At 73.4% G+C, this 16,853-nt stretch carries 13 protein-coding genes; 10 read left to right on the top strand and 3 right to left on the bottom strand.

The genetic code is table 11. The features are described from left to right. Window positions 1-91: 91 nt before the first annotated feature. Together MOX02_RS16455 and MOX02_RS16460 are read left to right on the top strand one after the other, a co-directional pair. A complete protein-coding gene (locus tag MOX02_RS16455) occupies window positions 92-319 on the top strand; it encodes a hypothetical protein (protein WP_147026885.1) in 228 nt (75 codons plus the stop codon). Window positions 320-534: 215 nt separating this feature from the next. Next, a complete protein-coding gene (locus MOX02_RS16460) occupies window positions 535-759 on the top strand; it encodes a hypothetical protein (protein ID WP_147026886.1) in 225 nt (74 codons plus the stop codon). Between the two features lie 22 nt (window positions 760-781). On the opposite strand, the gene MOX02_RS16465 is transcribed toward MOX02_RS16460, so the two are convergent. Further along, on the bottom strand, window positions 782-1,111 hold the full coding sequence (locus MOX02_RS16465) for a helix-turn-helix domain-containing protein (RefSeq protein ID WP_147026887.1): 330 nt from the start codon (window positions 1,109-1,111) through the stop codon (window positions 782-784). Between the two features lie 364 nt (window positions 1,112-1,475). Here MOX02_RS16465 and MOX02_RS16470 point away from each other — a divergent pair, with 364 nt between their 5' ends. The 3 genes from MOX02_RS16470 (at window position 1,476) to MOX02_RS16480 (ending at window position 7,349) form a co-directional block, all read left to right on the top strand. Beyond that, window positions 1,476-3,212: a type I secretion system permease/ATPase gene (locus MOX02_RS16470; protein ID WP_147026888.1), complete on the top strand. Its 1,737-nt coding sequence runs from the start codon at window positions 1,476-1,478 to the stop codon at window positions 3,210-3,212. Window positions 3,213-3,215: 3 nt separating this feature from the next. Continuing rightward, window positions 3,216-4,595 (top strand): HlyD family type I secretion periplasmic adaptor subunit, encoded by a 1,380-nt coding sequence (locus MOX02_RS16475; protein WP_147026889.1) that lies wholly within the window; start codon window positions 3,216-3,218, stop codon window positions 4,593-4,595. Between the two features lie 69 nt (window positions 4,596-4,664). Beyond that, window positions 4,665-7,349 carry a hypothetical protein gene (locus tag MOX02_RS16480; RefSeq protein WP_147026890.1) on the top strand — a complete coding sequence of 895 codons (2,685 nt, stop codon included), beginning with the start codon at window positions 4,665-4,667 and terminating at the stop codon, window positions 7,347-7,349. Between the two features lie 27 nt (window positions 7,350-7,376). On the opposite strand, the gene MOX02_RS16485 is transcribed toward MOX02_RS16480, so the two are convergent. Together MOX02_RS16485 and MOX02_RS16490 are read right to left on the bottom strand one after the other, a co-directional pair. Further along, window positions 7,377-8,123: a sigma-70 family RNA polymerase sigma factor gene (locus tag MOX02_RS16485; protein WP_147026891.1), complete on the bottom strand. Its 747-nt coding sequence runs from the start codon at window positions 8,121-8,123 to the stop codon at window positions 7,377-7,379. 117 nt (window positions 8,124-8,240) lie between these two features. Beyond that, a complete protein-coding gene (locus MOX02_RS16490; RefSeq protein WP_147026892.1) occupies window positions 8,241-8,636 on the bottom strand; it encodes a hypothetical protein in 396 nt (131 codons plus the stop codon). Between the two features lie 484 nt (window positions 8,637-9,120). Here MOX02_RS16490 and hemA point away from each other — a divergent pair, with 484 nt between their 5' ends. From hemA to MOX02_RS16515, 5 genes are all read left to right on the top strand, one after another. Beyond that, entirely contained in the window at window positions 9,121-10,596 is a 1,476-nt protein-coding gene (gene hemA, locus MOX02_RS16495) for a 5-aminolevulinate synthase (RefSeq protein ID WP_238179002.1), read from the top strand. Window positions 10,597-10,624: 28 nt separating this feature from the next. Then, a complete protein-coding gene (locus MOX02_RS16500) occupies window positions 10,625-11,827 on the top strand; it encodes an efflux RND transporter periplasmic adaptor subunit (protein WP_147026893.1) in 1,203 nt (400 codons plus the stop codon). Next, entirely contained in the window at window positions 11,824-14,907 is a 3,084-nt protein-coding gene (locus MOX02_RS16505) for an efflux RND transporter permease subunit (RefSeq protein WP_147026894.1), read from the top strand. The genes MOX02_RS16500 and MOX02_RS16505 overlap by 4 nt, the downstream gene beginning before the upstream one ends. Window positions 14,908-14,999: 92 nt before the next feature. Then, window positions 15,000-15,464, top strand: coding sequence for a DUF4126 family protein (locus MOX02_RS16510; RefSeq protein ID WP_147026895.1), 465 nt, complete (start codon window positions 15,000-15,002; stop codon window positions 15,462-15,464). After that, complete coding sequence (locus MOX02_RS16515; protein WP_147026896.1) at window positions 15,461-16,840, top strand: FAD-containing oxidoreductase; 1,380 nt, start codon at window positions 15,461-15,463, stop codon at window positions 16,838-16,840. The genes MOX02_RS16510 and MOX02_RS16515 overlap by 4 nt, the downstream gene beginning before the upstream one ends. Window positions 16,841-16,853 lie beyond the last annotated feature (13 nt).

Raw genomic sequence — 16,853 nt, forward strand, 5'->3', positions numbered from 1 at the left:
GGCCCTGGTGACGGGCCGAAGGGCGCGCCGGGATCGAACGGTTTCGCACCGGCCGTCGTTGTTCCTCCTTCGATGCCGAGAGGAGGAAGCCATGTCGAGCCTGCTCGACTACGAGCCGGGCGACAGCCGGACGGCGGAGTTCCGCCGCGGCTTCGCGCACGGCGCGCAGGCGGTGTTCGACGTCGTGGGCGGGCACCTCGCCGAGCCGCACGCCCAGATGCTGCGGGCCTGGCTGAACGAGGCGGTCCGCGACTGGAGCCGGAACCCCGGCGAGGCGGACGAGCCGCCGACCCCGCCCGAATTGCTGCCGCCCGAGTGAGCGGCGAGCCTCACCGATAGCGGTCGGCGCAACCGTGAGGCTCGGCGATCACGTAGCCGATGTGCCGCAGCGCTCTTGAGGCGTCGGCGAGGCGGCGCCATCACACGGGCCTCGACATGCCGACCGTGGATCCATCCGGCCCGCCCGGCCGTTGAGGTCCTTCATCGACGATCCGAGGACCGGATCGAACCCGGACCGCCAGGGTGCGCCCGACCATGACCGCAACCTCCTACCGCGTCACGCTGTCCATCCGCGAGGCCGAGCGCACGGTTTCGGCGGCGACGGAGCGCGAGGTCGCCCTGATGGCGGAATCGATCCTGCGGCAGCACGAGCACCAGAGGCTCGCGGTGGGCTTCCGGGTGGATTGCGCCGACCCCGCAGCGCGCCACCGCATCGCCGCCTACCTCGCCGACCTCGCCCTGGAACTCGACCTCGCCTGAGCGGGGGCGCCTTCGCGGCGCCTCAGCGGCTCCCCTCGACGCTCCCCCCGGCTGCCTCGGCGCCAAACAGGATGTCGTAGGTCATCGGGTCGTAGAAGCGCATCAGGGTCTGCACGAAGTGCCGGACGTCGACGCCGAGCGCCTCCGCCCAGGCCCGGTAGCGATCCGGCGGGATGCGGCCGCGGCCGGTCTCGAGCTGCGAGATGAACGTGTAGTACTCCGCGCCGACCAGCTGCGCGAGCTGGCGCTGGGAGAGGCCGCGCGTCTCGCGCAGCTCCTTCAGGAAGCGCCCGCCTTCCCGGCGCAATCCCTGGACCTCCTCCGAGTCCAGGCGCTGATGATGAGCATACACGGTGGGGTGCCTTCTCGCTGGCTCATGACGCGGAGTCTTCGCCTATACAGCGATATCCATATAGGGTCGCATGCCGGCCCTTGTCCAGATCGGGCCCCGAACCGTTTAACAACGGTGATCGATGCGGCGCTTGGAATGGATCTAGGATGCCCTATGATCCCGGCCAGGGGGACGGGACTGGAGTGATCAGTGAACACGGCCGGCGCCAGCACCAAACCGCCCCGACAAGCTCGCCCCTCTCGATACCGGGACCCGGTTCGGTCCGGTTTTGTCTTGCGGCGCGCCGGGATCAACGCGCGGACGCGTCCAGGACTACATCCTTCTTCGGCAGCCTGACACGGCCACGTCCCGGCGAGATGTCCGCATGAGCAGCGACGGCTCCGCATCCCTGTTGACGAACGGCGTCCGGTCGATGCGGCCGATGCTCGTCACGGCCGTGATCTTCAGCTTCTTCATCAACGTCCTGCTGTTCGTCAGCCCGCTGTACATGCTGCAGATCTACGACCGGGTGCTAGCCAGCCGGAACGAGACGACGCTCGTCGGCATCACCCTGGTCGCCGCCTTCGCGCTCGCGGTCTACGCGATGCTCGAGATGCTGCGCTCGCGCATCCTGGTGCGGGCCGGGATGGTCTTCGACCGACGGATCGCCGGCCCGGTCTTCGATGCGGTGCACCGGGGCACGCTGCGCCGGCCGGGCGCCGGGCACGACGCGGCCCTGCGCGACGTCGACACCCTGCGCGAGTTCCTGACCGGCAGCGGCCTGCTGGCCTTCTGCGACGTGCCCTGGACCCCGATCTTCCTTCTCGCCTGCTTCGCCCTGCACCCCTGGTTCGGCTGGATGGCGCTGACCGGCGGCGCGGTGATCCTCGGCCTGACCCTCGTCAACGAGGTCGCGACCCGGCACCGGCTCGAGGCGGCGAACCTCGCCTCCGGGGCGGCCGGCCGGCAGGCCAGGGCGAGCCTGCGCAACGGCGAGGTGGTGCGGGCGATGGGCATGCTCGGGGCGCTGCGCGAGCTCTGGCGCGCGCGCCACGACGAGGTGCTGCTGCACCAGGCGCTCGCCAGCGACCGGGCCGGGCTGATCGTGGCGGCGACGAAGTTCGTGCGCATGTTCCTGCAGACCATGGTGCTCGGGGTCGGCGCCTACCTCGCGATCCACCGCGAGATCACCGCGGGGTCGATGATCGCCGCCTCGATCATCATCGGCCGCGCGCTGGCGCCGATCGAGCTCGTCGTCGCCAACTGGAAGGGCTTCACGGCCGCCCGCGCCAGCTACCGGCGCCTGCGGGGTCTCGTCGAGGCGGCCGGCCCGGAGCCGCGCCGCGTGGTGCTGCCGCGGCCGCAGGGCCGGATCGAGGCGGAGGCGGTGTCGGTCGCCGCGCCGGGCTCGACCCTGCCGATCCTGCGCGACGTCACCTTCCGGATCGAGCCCGGCAGCGTCGTCGGGGTGATCGGGCCGAGCGCCGCCGGCAAGTCGACCCTGGCCCGGGCGCTCACGGGCGTGTGGCCGCTCCTGTCCGGGGCGGTGCGGATCGACGGGTCCGAGCTCGGTCACTGGGATCCGCAGGCGCTCGGGCGCCACATCGGCTACCTGCCGCAGGACGTGGAGCTGTTCGACGGCACGGTCGCCGAGAACATCGCGCGCTTCGAGGCGGGCGACGAGGCCGCGATCATCGCGGTGGCGCAGAGGGCGGGCTGCCACGGCCTGATCCAGACCCTGCCGGACGGCTACAACACCCGGGTCGGGCCGGGCGGCCACGGGCTCTCGGGCGGCCAGCGCCAGCGCATCGCGCTGGCCCGCGCCCTCTACGGCGACCCGAGCCTCGTCGTCCTCGACGAGCCGAACGCCAGCCTCGACCAGGCCGGCGAGGCGGCCCTGACGCAGGCCGTCTCCGCGCTCAAGGAGCGTGGCACCACGGTCGTCATCGTGACCCACAAGATGAGCATCCTCTCCGAGGCCGACCAGGTGCTCGTGATGAGCGGCGGCGCGGTGCAGGCCTACGGCCCGGCCGAGCAGGTCCTCGGGCAGATCGTCGGCCCGCGGCCGGTTCCCTCCCTCGTGCCGGCGGCGGGCGACGGCCACCGGGCCGCGGCGGGGTGAGCCATGACCGACGGATCCGCCAACACCCTGCCCGCGACCGTGCCGCTCCAGGCGGCGGTCGCCCGTGCAGGGCCCGGCGAGCCGCCGGACCTGCGCGGCCTGACGCACTGGCGGCGCTACGCGGTGGCGGGCTACGCGCTCATCGCCGCGACCTTCGGGGTGATGGGCGCCTGGGCGGCGACGACGCGGCTCGACCGCGCCGTGATCAGCCCCGGGATCGTCGTCGCCGAGGGCAGCCGCAAGGTCGTCCAGCATTTCGAGGGCGGCATGGTCCAGGAGGTGCTGGTGCGCGACGGGCAGGGCGTGCGGGAGGGCGACGTCCTCCTGCGCATCGACCCGCTCCAGTCCCGCGCCAGCGCCGACCTGTACCGGAGCCAACTCGACGCGGCCCTGATCCTCGAGGCGCGGCTGCGAGCCGAGCAGGCGGGCGCCGAGACGCTGGACCTGCCGCCGGACGTCGCCCCGCGCCGCGCCGACCCGGGCATCGCCCGGCTGATCCGGGACCAGACCGACCAGCTTGCGGAGCGGCGCCGCTCACTCCGCTCCCAGCTCGACCTGATCGACGCCCGCGTGACGCAGCTCAGGACCGAGATGTCGGGCCTCGCGGTGGAAAAGGCGTCCGTCCAGGAGCAGGTCGGCTTCATCAACCAGGAGCTCGAGGGCCTGCGGGCGCTTCGCGACAAGAACCTGATCCCGCTCTCGCGCCTCCTCGTCATGGAGCGCGAGCGCACCCGCCTCGAGGGCGTGATCGGCCGCTCGGTGGCGGAGACCGCCAAGGCGCAGAACGCCATCGGCGAGGCCGGGATGCAGGCGACGCAGATCCGGCAGAAGCAGCAGGAGGCCGTCACCGCCCAGCTCCTGGAAACCCGCCAGAAGATCTCGGAGCTGCGCGAGAAACTTCTCGTGGCGCAGGACGTGCTGCGGCGCCACGAGGTCCGCGCGCCTCACGACGGCGTCGTCCAGGGCCTCAAGGTCTACACGATCGGCCAGGTGATCCGCTCGGGCGAGCCCCTGATGGAGATCGTGCCGACGAGCGACCGCCTCGTGATCAGCGTCCAGTTCTCGCCCAACGACCTCGAGACGATCCACGCGGGGCTGCGGGCCGAGGTGAAGTTCCCGGCCTTCCAGACCCGCCGGACGCCCGCGATGTTCGGCACCCTCACGACGGTCTCGCGCGACCGGCTGATCGACGAGACCACGAAGCAGCCCTACTTTGCCGGCATCGTCGAGATGGACGAAGCCCAGGTTCCGGACGAGGTGCGGCGGCGCCTGCTCGCCGGCCTCCCGGCCGAGATCGTCGTCTCGGCCGGCGAGCGCACGGCCTTCGACTACATGGTCGCCCCCTTCCTCGACGCGATGGGACGCGCCTTCCATGAACGCTAGAGCCGGGACGAAGCGGACGAGGCGGCCCGCGCCGGGTAAGCGGTGCGGGATCCCGCGAGTGAGGTCGAGATGGCTGCGGTAATCTCCTTCTTCCGCCCGGCCGCCACGGCGCAGGGCGCGTGGTCCCAGCAGGAACTCGCCGAGTTCTACCGGGTCGAGGCCGCCCTGATCCGGGCCGGCCTGCGGATCACCAGCGAGCAGGGCCTGAGCGACGAGGCCGATCCCTGGTTCGTGTTCTGCCGCCCCGACGGCGACGCCATCATGCACTTCGCCCGGATCGACGGCAGCTACGTGGTGGCCTCCGAGGCCCTCGACCACCCGATGCGCGGCTCCGACTTCCGCGCGCTGGTCAACGAGATCGCGGCCAGCAACCCCGCCCTCCTCCCGATCCCGCAGGCGGGCGCCGGCACGAAGCTCGTGGTCCACCCGGCCGCCCTGCTGGCGGCGCTCGTCACGGCCGCGGCGCTGAGCCTCGCGCCGGACGACGCCTTCGCGGGCGAGGTGGAGACGATCGGGCCGGTCGGGCCGGCGCTCTCGGCGCCGGGCGGGGCGGGCCCCCTGGCGGAGGCGCAGGCCGCCCGGCCCGGCGGCGCGGAGGATGCCGGGCGGCAGGAGGACCACCGGCGACAGATCGAGGCGATCGTGTTCTCGGCGATGATCTTCGCCGCGCAGGCGGCCGCCGCCGAGGAGATCGACCTGCGGTCGAGCCCCGATCTCCCGGCGAGCGAGACGGCGGCCGCCGCCGCGGCTCAGGCCGCGCAGGGCGAGGAGCCGGCATATGCGGGGTCCGCCCGCGCGGAGGCCGGCCCGATCCAGCCGGCCTCGGCCTTCGATGTCGGGGGCGTGCGCGGCGGCGAGGCCGTGCCGTCCGGCCCGGAGCGGGCCGGCGCGATCCGGCAGATCCGGACGGAGGCGAACGTCGACGGGCCGGACCTTCCGAAGCTCGCGGTCGCACACCGGACCGCACCGGCCGACGACGAGGCTCACGCGGCCGCGCGCGGCGGGGAGCCGAGCCTGGTCCTCGGGGCCGTCAAGCAGGCACCTGCGGAGGCGCGCCCGGAGGATGGGGCGGCGCCCGCGAGCGGAACCGATGGAAAGGGCGGCTCGGCCCAAGCCGCAGGCTCGGCCACATCGGCGGACGCCTCGGGCTCTCAGAACGTCCAGCAGGCCGCATCGCCGGGTGCGACGCACGGTCCTTCCGGCTCGAACGGCAACGCCGGTTCCGGCAGCAGTTCCGGCTCCGGGAGCAATTCCGGCAGCAACTCCGGCTCGAACACCTGGCTCGTCACGGTGCTGCGCAACGAGGAGGGGAAGAGCTCGTCCGACCAGGGCAAGGCGGGCAAGGAGACGGGCCTCGACGCTGGCGAGGGCGTCGGGAAGGGACCCGGTCCCGACAAGTCCGACGCCGCGAAGGCCGCGGATGCCGGCCCGCCGTCGGGCAAGAGTGGCGCTGCCGAACCGGCGCAGCACCAGAGCGGCCCGTCCGCTGGCGCATCGACGGACAAACCGGGCAAGGTGGAGGATCAGGGCCCGAAGGCGCAGGCAGCGGGAGCCGGCGCGGCGGAGGCCGCACCGGCCGAGGCGAGCCAGCCGCCGGGGCACGCGAGCGCACCCGGGCAGATCAAGAAGGCGGAGGCGTCTTCGGAGGCATCCGCACCGGCAAAGGGCGCCGTCACCGAGGGCCCGGCCGTGGACGGACATGGTCAGAAGGCGCAGGCCGTGGGAGTCGCGGCGGCGGAGGCCGCGGAGGCCGAGGCGAGCCAGCCAGCGGGGCACGCGAGCGCACCCGGGCAGATCAAGAAGGCGGAGGCATCCCCGGAGGCATCCGCGCCGGCGAAGGGCGCCGTCACCGAGGGCCCGGCCGTGGACGGACATGGCCCGAAACCGGAGAAGGCGTCGGGTACCGGCGCCGACGTGCAGGGTGGGGAAGCGACGCACGGTCAGGCACATGCGACGCCTCCCGGCCAGGACAAGGACAAGGTTGCCGCATCGGCCGGGGAGCCGGGCACCGGCGCGGAGCATCCGGGCGCGATGGGACACGGCCCGAAGGCGGAGACCTCGCCGGCACAGCCCGGTCACGCGCAGGGGGAAGCGAGCACCGGCGCCTCGGGCCACCATCCGCCGGAGCACGCGGCCGCGCAGGGCCAGACCAAGGCCCCCGGCGAGCCCGCCGAGGCAGCCGGCGCTGCGGCGGCCGATGGCCCCGACACGGCAGGCGGCAACGGGCACGGCCCGAAGGCCGACGCCGCACCGTCGACGCCGGAGGCACCCGCCAAGGCGACCAGCACGGGGAACCCGCCCGAGCACGCGGCGGCGCACGGCCTCAGCAAGGCGCCGGCCGCTTCCGCCGACGCGGAGCCGGCAGCGACACCCGACGCTGCGGTCAGGTCTGCCGGAAACGGGCACGGCCCGAAGACCGACGCGCCGGCAGGCGCACCAGAGGCGACGGCGGCGCCAGGTTCGGCGGCAGGCGCCGATCCCGGATCGAACCCGGACCCGGGCAAGGCGGCGGCTCACCGGCCCGCGGAGGCGCCGGGCGCCGGCCCGCACGCGCAGCCAGGGGCGGACGCGCGGCCGGGCGCGATGGCCGCGAAGGTGGATGCGGACGGGAACCTCGTGTTCGGCTCAGGGCCCGAGTTCCGGCCCCATCCGGCTTCGGACCACGCCTCGCCGGATGCGGACCTGCACGCGGATGTCGGGCTGGTGGGCTTGGCCGCCCACCACCCGCCGCTGCACCATCCGGACTTCCACTGAGAGCCGGCGCGCGAGCGCCGGCCGGCCTCAGGCCGGCACGCCGCCGAGCTTCGGCACCTGCTGGCCCATCGCGCCGACCAGGACCTCGCGGGCCCGGCTGACCCGGCTCTTCACGGTCCCGACCTGGCAGTTGAGCACCGCCGCCGCCTCCTCGTAGGTCATTCCCTGTGCGGCGACGAGGATCAGCGCCTCCTGCTGCGCCAGCGGCAGCTTCCGGATGCGTGCCCAGAGCTCCTGCAGGGCGACCCGGTCGACCTGGTCGGAGAGCGCCACCAGCCGGCCGGCCGCTGCACCGTCGACGTCCTCGACCTCGCGCTTCGTGCGGCGGCGCTCCGTGTAGAACTGGTTGCGAAGGATCGTGAAGGCCCACGCCTTGAAGTTGCTGCCCGGCCGGTAGCGGTGCTGGTTCTGCCAGGCCCGAAGCAGCGTCTCCTGGACGAGATCGTCGGCCTGGCAGGGATCGCGGACGATCGAGCGGGCGAAGCCGCGAAAATCGGGAAGAAGCGCCAGAAGCTCCTCGCGGAAGGCGTCGGGATCGACGGTGCCGGGCGTGACCGCGACACCGAGGGCACGCTCGATCTGCTCGATGAGCTTCAGGAACCGGACCGGCGTCGTGCGGTCCGCGCTGGAGGCGTACAGGCTCCGGAGTTGGTGGCCGAGGTGATCGCGCAGGAAGGCGGGGAGAAGGGGCGGTCCGGCCGGGGCGCCGGCGGCGCTCCGCCTCCCGCTGGGGGCCTCGTCGGGATGCGTCGGAGCTGGTGCGTGGAACGCCATCGCGCGCGTGATCTCCCTTTGCGAACCGCCATACAGTGAATTCATAATAGGTAATCGCTGTATGTGGTTCAAGGGCCGCACCCCGGCGTCCCGTCGAAAGACGGGGGACGAGCGCACTCAGCGCTCGCAATACTCCATGATGCTGCGGACGGGGTTCAGCGAGTGCACCCGGACCCCGTACTGGTTCAGGAGCAGCGCCATGGTCATCGGGCGGATGTTGGGGTCGCGCTCCATCGCCCGCTTCACGAAGTCGGCATGGGGCAGGAGCGCCAGTTGCCGGCCGCGGCGCACCGGCCTGCGGTCGCGGGAGCAAGTGGGCGCGAAGGTCGCGCTCGCGCGGGAGGGCTTCGCCTCCGCGTTCGATACGACCGCGGCGTCGCCGGCGCGCGACGGCTCGGTCGGCTGGTCCGTGTACTCCATGTAGAAGCTGACCACGTCATCCTCGGTCAGGCCGCGGATGATCTCCTCATCGCCCGAGTACAGGCTGTAGGTGCCCTCGTCGTTCTGACGCACACGTCGTTCCGGGACCAATCCTGGCCGCATCATCACCCCTCAGATTACGTGAGACGCGCCGTTGTATCATACTTGCTGTATGGATAAAGAGCTTTTTGTATTTGGAATATATTGACAGGAATCGCGCACAATACTGCAGCGGTTCGTGAAACATCACGCCCGCCCACCGGGCCGGGGGCCGGGAAACAGCCGCGGTGCCGGCTCGTCTTCCGGCCGCGCCCTCGGCTCCGACGCAGGCCGGACCCGGAACTCTCGGGCCTCGAAACGACGAGCGGTGCGAAACGGTTCGGCCTGCGACAGCATGGCAGTTCCGCGCGCGGCGCAGGACGACGGCCTGACCCGCGTCCGGCGGCAGTCGATCGCCGGAATGACACCTCGTACTAGCCCGACCTAATACTTTACTTTGTTCAAGAGACTAGTTGTTCAGGAGAATTGATCTCAGTTTATAAATCCTAAAAATTGACCCGAGAGACGGGAGCGAATCATGAATTGCTCGGGTCAGTGCGCGAAGCCTCTGCCGATCGCCGGGTCAGCCTGGCCGGAGGCCGAGCGGCAATCGTTCCTCCTCTACTGCGCCCGCACCGGCTGGCAGACCGCGCGCCGGTTCGAGGGCAAGTGGGTCGATTCCGCGACCCTGATGGAGGAGCTGTCGCCCACCCACATTCTGCCGGGGCTGTCGCTGCAGGCGCCCGCCACCGGCCGGGAGGCGCAGGGTCTCGATCAGGCGGATCCCCTCGCCTACGGCGCCTACTTCACCCGCGCGCTCGAGGACCTGCGGTCGGAGAGCCGCTACCGGGTCTTCGTGGACATCGAGCGTCTGGCGGGCCGCTTCCCGGAGGCGATCTGGCACGCCGAGGGCGGCGCCCGCCCGGTCACGGTGTGGTGCTCGAACGACTATCTCGGCATGGGCCAGCACCCGGCCGTGGTCGAGGCGCTCGTCGAGACGGCGCGGCGGAGCGGGGCCGGCGCGGGCGGAACCCGCAACATCTCCGGCAACAGCCACCCGGTCGTGACGCTCGAGCGCGAGCTCGCCGACCTGCACGGCAAGGCGGCGTCCCTCGTCTTCAGCTCGGGCTACGTCTCCAACCAGGCGACGCTCTCGACGCTCGGCCGGCTGATCCCCGGTTGCCTGATGATCTCGGACGCGGAGAACCACAACTCGATCATCGAGGGCATCCGCCAGTCCGGCTGCGAGAAGGCGATCTTCCGCCACAACGACCTCGCGCACCTGGAGGCGATCCTCGCCGCCGCGAAGGACCGCCCGAAGGTCGTGGTCTTCGAGAGCGTCTACTCGATGGACGGCGACGTCGCGCCGATCGCCGAGATCGCCCGGCTCGCCCGCCGCTACGGCGCGATGACCTATCTCGACGAGGTTCACGCGGTGGGCATGTACGGCGCGGGCGGCGCCGGCATCGCCGAGGCGCAGGGCGCGGCCGGCCTCATCGACATCGTCGAGGGCACGCTCGCCAAGGCCTACGGCGTCGTCGGCGGCTACATCGCGGCGGACGCCGCGATCGTCGACGCGGTCCGGAGCTGCGCGCCGGGCTTCATCTTCACCACCGCCCTCCCGCCCGCGACCGCGGCGGCCGCCTGCGCCTCGATCCGCCACCTCAAGGCGTCGGACGTGGAGCGCGTGGGCCAGCGCCGGCAGGTGGCGCGGGTCAAGGCCGCGCTCGCGGCGGCAGGCCTGCCCTTCGTCGATCGCGGCACGCACATCGTGCCGGTGCTCGTTCGCGACGCCGCCGCCTGCAAGGCGGCGGCCGACCGCCTCCTCGACCGGCACGGCATCTACATCCAGCCGATCAACTACCCGACCGTGCCGCGCGGCCAGGAGCGGCTGCGCATCACACCGACGCCCCTCCACACCGACGCGCAGATCGCCGCCCTGGTGGAGGCCCTGACGGAGGTGTGGGGCGCGCTCGGCCTCGCGCGCACGCCCGGCCGCGTGCCCGGCCTCTGACGTCCCTGACGGATCGGGAGTGACGACGATGCGATCGACGCGCCTTGCCGCGGGAATCGGGGCGGCCGTCCTGGCGGGCGGCGCCTTCCTCCACGGGATGCGCCCGCCCGCCCGGATGGAGGCGCTCGCCGCCCGCGCCGAGATCCCCGGGAGCCCGCCCGCCGGGCCGGCGACGCGCGGTCCCGAGCTGCCCGTGCGCGCCGAGTTCGCCCGCCTGGAGCGCGTGCCCGTGACCCGCACCGGCGTCGGCTGGGTCGAGCCGCTGGCCACCGTCAAGGTGCGCGCCCGGATCGAGGGCGAGATCGTCGAGCGGCGCGTGGAGGACGGCAGCGTCGTCGCGGAGGGCGACGTCCTCTTCCGGATCGACGACAGCGAGATCCGCGCCGTGGTCGCCCGCGACGAGGCGGCGCTCGCCAAGGACCGCGCGGCCCTGGCCCGCCTCGAGGCCGACCTCGCCCGCGCCCTCGAATTGCGGGCGCGCAGCGTCTCGACGCAGGTTCAGGTCGACCAGCTCACCGCCGAGACCCGGGCCGCCGCGGCCGCGGTGGCGGCCGCCGAGGCGTCGCTCCGGGCCTCGCGGATCAAGCTCGGCTACACGGTGGTACGGGCGCCGATCGCCGGCCGGGTCGGCGTGGTGCGCAACGCCCGCGGCGATCTCGTCGGGCCGGCCGAGGGCCCGGCCGCAGCACTCCTGACGATCACGCCGATGCACCCGCTCCAGGTGAGCCTGACCCTGCCCGAGCGCGACCTCGACGCCCTGCGGGCGGCGATGGCGCAGGCCGGCCAGCGGCCGGAAGTGGCGGTCCATCTCGGCGGCGCGGAGCGGCCGGCCGCCACGGGCCGGATCCGTTTCATCGATTCCTCGGTCGATCCCGCGACCGGCACGATCCTCGTGAAGGCGCTGGTGCCGAACGAGGACGGCGCCCTCTGGCCGGGGCAGTACGCGCGCCTCAGCCTGACCCTCGGCGCGGGCGCCGACAGCGTGACGGTGCCGCTCGCCGCCCTGACGCAGGACCGGGCCGGCGCCGCCGTGTACGTGATCCGGCCGGACGGCACCGCCGAGCGGCGGACGGTCGAGGCCGAGGCCGCGGAGGGCCGGGCCGTGATCCGCTCCGGGCTCGGCTCGGGCGAGCGCGTGGTGGTCGAGGGTCAGGCGCGCCTGTTCGACGGGGCTCCGGTGACGGTCGAGAGCCGCGCCGTCGCCTCGGCCGGCGCCCCGGCATTCCGATGAACCTCGCGGCCCCCTTCGTCCGGCGCCCGGTCGCCGCCATCCTGCTCGGGCTGGCCCTTCTCTGCGCCGGCCTCGCCTCCTACCGGCTTCTGCCGGTCGCGGCCCTGCCGCGGGTGGAGTTCCCCGTCATCCTCGTCTCGGCGCAGCTCCCCGGCGCGAGCCCGGAGACGATGGCGGGCGCGGTCGCGACGCCGCTCATCCGCGAGTTCGCGGCTCTGCCCTCGCTCCAGGCCATGAGCGCCACGAACACGACGGGCACCAGCGTGATCACGCTGGAATTCGCTCTCCACCGCGACATCGAGGGCGCGGCGGCCGACGTCCAGGCGGCGCTCGCCCGGGCACAGCGCCACTTGCCGACCGAGATGCTGACCGCGCCGAGCTACCGCAAGTTCAACCCGGCCGACGCGCCCGTCCTCCTCGTCGCGCTGACGAGCCGCGCCCTGCCGCTGCCCCGCCTCGACGCGCTGGCGCGCACGCTCCTCGCGCCTGCTCTCTCGGCGGGCCAGGGCGTCGGGCAGGTCGTCCTGCACGGCGGCCAGAAGCGGGCCGTGCGGATCCGCATCGATCCGCAGGCCCTCGTGGCGCGCGATCTCGGACCGGATGCCGTCGAACAGGCGATCCGGGCCGCCAACGCCCAGACGGCCGTCGGCACCCTGACGGATGGGCAGCGGCGGGCGGCCCTGCGCGCGCCGACGCAGTTCGAGGACGCCGCCGGCTTCCGGGAGCTGATCGTGGCGAGCCGGGGCGGCCGGCCGCTGCGGCTCGGAGAGATCGCCTCGATCGTCGATTCCGTCGAGGACGACCAGGCCGGAAGCTGGCTCGACGGCGAGCCCGCCCTCGTCCTGGCAGTGCACCGCGAGCCCGGCTCCAGCGCCGTCGCGGTCTCGGACGCCGTGCGGCGGATGCTGCCGCGGCTCGGGGCCGAGATCGGCGGGGACGTCGCCCTGACGATCGTCAACGACCATTCGGGCGCGATCCGCGAGGGGGTCGGCGACGTCCTCGCGACGCTCCTGGCCACGAGCCTGCTCGTCGTCACCGTGATCCACCTGTTCGGCGGCGGCCTCGGCACGACCCTGATCGCCGGGCTCGCGGTGCCGCTCTCGGTGGCCGGCACCTTCGCCGCGATGCTGCTCCTCGGCTTCTCGCTCAACGCGATCACGCTGCTCGCGCTGACCCTGTCGGTCGGGCTCGTCGTGGACGACGCGATCGTGATGCTGGAGGGCTACCAGCACCACCGCGAGGCCGGGCTCGGACCCGTCGAGGCGGCGCTGCGCGGCGCGCGCGAGATGGCCTTCACCATCGTCTCGGTCACCGTCTCGCTGATCGCGGCCTTCATCCCGGTCCTGTTCATGGGCGGGCTCGTCGGGCGGATCTTCCACGAGTTCGCCGTCACCGTCTGCGTCGCGCTGGCGATCTCCGCGCTCGTCTCGCTGACCCTGACGCCGGCGCTCGCCGGCCTGCTGCCCGGTGGGCCGGCGCGGGAGACACGCTCGCGCCGCGCCTTCGCGCGGGTGCTCGCCCTCTACGGACGCAGCCTGGACTGGTCGCTCCGGCACCGGGGCGTCGTCGTCCTCCTCTTCCTCGCCACGCTGGCCGGGACCGCCGCCCTCGGCCGGGCCATCCCGCGCGGGCTCTTCCCGCAGGAGGACCTGAGCCTCGTCACGGTCTCGACGGAGGCGCGGGCCGACATCTCCTTCCCGGCGATGGCCGCGCTCCAGGCGCGGGTCGACGCGACCCTGCGCGCCTCGCCTCACGTCGCCCACGTGGTGTCGAGCATCGGCGGGCCGGGCGCGAACGGCGCAGGCCCCAACCAGGGCCGGGTCTTCGTGGAGCTGCGGCCGCGCGCGGAGCGGGCCGGCCTCGACACGGTGCTCGCCGACCTGCGCCGCTCGCTCGACGCGGTGCCGGGCATCGCGAGCCTCGTGACGCCCTACCAGAACCTGCGCGGCGGGCGGCAGGGCCGCAGCCAGTACCAGTTCGCCGTGCAGGGGGCGGACCTCGAGGAGATCGGCCGCTGGTCGGCCCGGCTCGCGGAGGCGATGGGCCGGGACCCCGCCTTCGTCGGCGTGACCACGGACCTGCGCGACGCGGTCCCGCAGGTGACGCTCCGGGTCGACCGCGACCGGGCACGCCTCCTCGGCATCGGCTCCGACCAGCTCCGCTCCGTGCTCAACCTCGGCTTCGGCCCACGCCAGGTCGCGACGATCCAGACGGGCTCGGACATCCACCCCGTCCTCGTCGAGTTCGCCAAGCCTCCGGCCGGGCAGAGCGTCGACCTCGACGGGATCCGGCTGCGGGCGAGCGGCGGCGCGCTGGTGCCGCTCTCGGCCTTCGCCACCGCCGAGCCGGGCCTCGGCCTGCAGGCGCTGAATCAGATCGGGCTGTTCCCCGGCGTCACCGTCTCGTTCGATCTCGCCCGCGGCGTCTCTCTCGGCGAGGCCGTGCGCCGCATCGAGGCGCTGCGCGGACAGGCCGGGCTCCCGGGCTCGGTGACCGTCACGTTCCTGGGCAGCGCCCGCACCTTCCAGGAGAGCGCGGGCAGCCAGGGGCTGCTCGTCCTGGCCGCCCTGCTGGCGGTCTACGTGATCCTCGGCATCCTCTACGGGAGCCTGTCGCACCCGCTCACGATCCTCGCCGGGCTGCCGGCCGCGGCGCTCGGCGCGCTCCTCGCCCTCGCCTGGGCCGGGCTGAGCCTCGACCTCACGGGCGTCATCGGGATCCTGCTCCTGATCGGAGTCGTGAAGAAGAACGCCATCATGGTCATCGACGCGGCCCTGGGGCGGCTCCAGGCGGGGGCAAAGCCCGCCGAGGCGATCCGGGAGGCGTCCCTGCGCCGCTTCCGGCCGATCGTGATGACGAGCCTCGTCGCCATCGTCGGCGCCGTGCCGCTCGCCGTCGGTTTCGGCGCCAGCCCCGAGACGCGCCAGCCCCTCGGCATCGCGGTCCTCGGCGGCCTCGTCCTGTCGCAGGTCCTGACGCTCTACGTCACGCCGGTCCTGTTCCTGTGCGTGCAGGGCGTCTCGGAGCGCGCGGCCCGGCTCGTCCGGCGCACGGCGCACCTCCCGCGCCCGTCGCGCTGAGCGGACGCCGCCACCGTACGAGGGCGGACGTTTCACATCCCCGTCTCGCGGCCTAGTTCTCGCTTGTCCCGCGTCGGGGAGACGTCATCGCCATGTTCGCACTGAGCCTTGCCCTCGTCGTGGGCGTCGTGACCGGCCTGCGCGCCATGACCGGGGCCGCCTGCGCCGCCTGGGCAGCCTATCTCGGCCTGCTGCCGGTGGCCGGAACCTGGCTCGGCTGGCTCGCTTCGCCCTGGACGGCCGGGATCCTGACGATCCTGGCGCTCGGCGAGTTCGTCACCGACCAGCTCCCCTCGACGCCGAGCCGCACGGTGCCCGTCCAGTTCGGCACCCGCGTCCTCGTCGGGGCACTGGCCGGGGCCGCCTTCGGGACCTACGGCGGTGCGATGGCGCTCGGCGCGCTCGCCGGCGCCCTCGGCGCCGTGGCCGGCACGCTCGGCGGCGCCGCAATCCGGGGCCGGCTCGCCCGGAGCTTCGGCCGCGACCGCCCGGCCGCGCTCATCGAGGATGGAGCCGCGGTCGCCCTCGCGATCCTCGCGGTGCTGGTGCTGCGATGACCCGAAGCTTCGACGCGATCATCATCGGGGCCGGCCAGGCGGGGCCGCCGCTCGCCGGCCGGCTCACGGCGGCGGGCCGGTCGGTCGCGCTGATCGAGCGCCACCTGTTCGGCGGCACCTGCGTCAACACCGGGTGCATGCCGACGAAGGCGCTCGTCGCCTCCGCCTACGCCGCCCACCTGGCGAGCCGAAGCGCGGATCTCGGGATCGTCATCGACGGGCCGATCCGGGTCGATCCCGCGGCGCTCAAGGCGCGCCAGCGCGCGATCGCGGAGACCGCCCGCGGCAACGTCGAGCGCTGGCTGAAGGGCATGGCGGGCTGCACGGTGATCGAGGGTCACGCCCGATTCACGGGCCCGCGCGAGGTCGCGGTCGGCTCGCAGCGCCTCACGGCCCCGCTGATCGTCATCGATGTCGGCGGGCGCGCCGCCGTGCCGGACCTGCCGGGGATCGGCACGGTCCCGTTCCTCACGAACAGCTCGCTCCTCCAGCTCGACCGCGTCCCCGAGCACCTCGTCGTGATCGGCGGCAGCTACATCGGGCTCGAGTTCGCCCAGATGTACCGCCGCTTCGGCGCGCGGGTGACGGTGGTCGAGCGGGGCGCGCGCCTCGTCGGCCGGGAGGATCCGGAGATCTCGGAGGCGATCGCCGAGATCCTGCGGGCGGAAGGGATCGCGCTGAGGCTCGGCGCGGAGTGCGTGCGCCTCGCGCCCCATCCGGACGGCGTCGCGGTCGGCGTGACCTGCACGGAGGGCGCGCCGGAGATCGTGGGCTCCGACCTCCTCCTCGCCGTGGGCCGCGTGCCGAACACCGGCGATCTCGGGCTCGACGCGGCCGGCATCGTCACGGACGCGCGGGGCTACATCGCGGTCGGCGACGACCTCCAGACCGCCGTGCCGGGCCTCTACGCGCTCGGCGACTGCAACGGGCGCGGCGCCTTCACCCACACCGCCTACAACGATTTCGAGATCGTGGCCGCCAACCTCCTCGACGGGCAGTCGCGGCGGGTGAGCGACCGCGTGCCGGGCTACGCGCTCTACATCGACCCGCCGCTCGGGCGCGTCGGGCTCACCGAGACCGAGGCGCGGGCGGGCGGCCGGTCGGTCCTGGTCGGCACCCGCCCGATGCGCCGGGTCGGCCGCGCCGTCGAGAAGGGCGAGACGGCCGGCCTGATGAAGGTCGTGGCGGACGCCGAGACGCAGGAGATCCTCGGCGCCGCGATCCTCGGAACCGGCGGCGACGAGGCCGTCCACGGCATCCTCGACATGATGAACGCGGGCGCCCGCTACCCGACCCTGCAATGGGCCGTGCCGATCCAACCGACCGTCTCGGAGCTGATCCCGACCGTCATCGGCGAGATGCGGCCGAGCCGCTGAGGCGGCCGCGCCC

The organism is Methylobacterium oxalidis (assembly GCF_007992195.1).
GTDB lineage: Bacteria > Pseudomonadota > Alphaproteobacteria > Rhizobiales > Beijerinckiaceae > Methylobacterium > Methylobacterium oxalidis.